Origin of the sequence: Streptococcus suis (assembly GCF_002960425.1) — a bacterium.
GTDB classification, from domain to species: Bacteria; Bacillota; Bacilli; order Lactobacillales; family Streptococcaceae; genus Streptococcus; species Streptococcus suis_S.
Genome location: NZ_POIZ01000106.1, coordinates 1 through 1,684 on the forward strand (window position 1 = coordinate 1; position 1,684 = coordinate 1,684).

At 41.9% G+C, this 1,684-nt stretch carries 1 protein-coding gene; it reads right to left on the minus strand.

Features of this window, described 5'->3' with window-relative positions:
* Positions 1 to 41: 41 nt before the first annotated feature.
* Positions 42 to 1,612, minus strand: a protein-coding gene (locus C1G57_RS11005; protein WP_105114925.1) for an IS3 family transposase whose coding sequence is annotated in 2 segments (ribosomal slippage) — positions 42 to 967 and positions 967 to 1,612 — 1,572 coding nt in all. Because the reading frame shifts where the segments join, the coding sequence is not laid out codon by codon here.
* Between the last annotated feature and the right edge of the window lie 72 nt (positions 1,613 to 1,684).

The window sequence follows — 1,684 nt, forward strand, 5'->3', positions numbered from 1 at the left end:
TGAACTGCTCCCTGTCAAGTGGACAATGAAATAATAAAAGATTAGGCGACGGCCTTGTTCCTCATTTCAAGAGGGGCAAGGCCGTTGTTGCGTTCTTGAAATCGTTGATGATTATAAAAATAGATGTAGGCATCAATATCTGACACCAGCTCCTCAAAAGTCTTATACTTCTTCAAATCATAGCACTCCGTCTTAAAGTGCCCAAAGAAGCTCTCAATTGGTGCGTTATCAATACACTTACCAACACGAGACATGGAGCGGGTCATCTGATACTTGGTCGTTAAACGGTAATAATCTTTCGAAGTATATTGTGAACCTCGGTCGCTGTGAATCAATGGTGTCGCTTCAGTATTAACTTTTCGGGCCTTACGAAGTGTTTCTAATACCAATTCATTATCATTCAACTGACCGACCACATAAGCGACAATTGAGCCGTCGTAGAGGTCCTTAATAGCACTCAAATAGGCCTTACAACTGAGACCGTACTTCAAGAAAGTCACATCTGTACACCATTTCTGGTTGGGGGCAGTAGCTGTAAAATCACGATTGAGAATGTTGTCTTCTACATTGACAAAGCTGGTCTTGGTACAGTAGCCCTTAGCTCTTCTGATAATGGAACGAATGCCTAAAATGTGCATCAATCGTCGAATCCGTTTCTTGTTGTAGCTTGTTCCAAGCTTGCGATTGACAAATAGCGTCATACGACGATAACCAAGAATACCATTATGTTGGCTATGAAGGTCCTTGATGACATTCATCAATCCTAAATTTTCCTGTTCAGAAGCTGTTTCCTGATGTTGTAACCACTTATAGTAGCCTGAGCGAGATACCTTTAGAATACGGCACAAGTGGCTGATAGAAGCCTCTTCCTGTTCATCCGCATATTCTTTAATCGCTTGGAAGGATTCCAGGTGGCGACCTAGTCTTACCATTGGTTTCGTCGCTTGATTTCTTCTAACTTTTTTAGCAGGCCGTTCTCCATTTCAAGATACTTAATCCGTTCTTCCTGTTGCTTGATTTTTAGGCGTAACTCTTCTTCCGAAGTCAGATTAGGCTTGCTTTCCAAACCTTTTCCACGACGGTCGAGGAGGCCGTTAGAACCGTCCTTCTCAAACTTTCTGACCCACGAATAGACCTGTTGGTAGGAAACCCCATACTTCTCAACAGCCCCTTGGTAATCTTTCTCGTGGGCAAGGGTAAAATTGACAATCTCAACCCGTTCGTCAAATGTTGTCTTGCGTCCTTGTTTCATGCGACTCATTCCTCTACTAGTAGCTTTCAATTCTTTACCACTAGTATAACTTTTTATCCATGATCTGAGAACACGAGGGTCAGAAATTCCATATTTTTTGGTCAGAGCTTTGAGACTTCCCAAACCATCAAGATAGTCGGAAACAGCTTGTTCCTTTAGTTCCTTACTATACTTCATCCAGCGACGGCTTTCCTCTAGCCCCTCAATACCAGTTTCTTTGTACTTCCGAACCCAGTTCGATAGGGTGTCTTTAAACACACCATGGTGCCTAGCTAACCAGCTAAGTGATTTCCCAGCTTCCAAGTGGAGTAAAACAATTTCTAGTTTCTCAGAGACAGACTTTGGACTTCTTTTGGACATAATAAAACTCCCTTTATAGTTTCTAGTGAAAATTTTTGTTTTTTCACTGTCCACTATAAGGGGAGTATATCA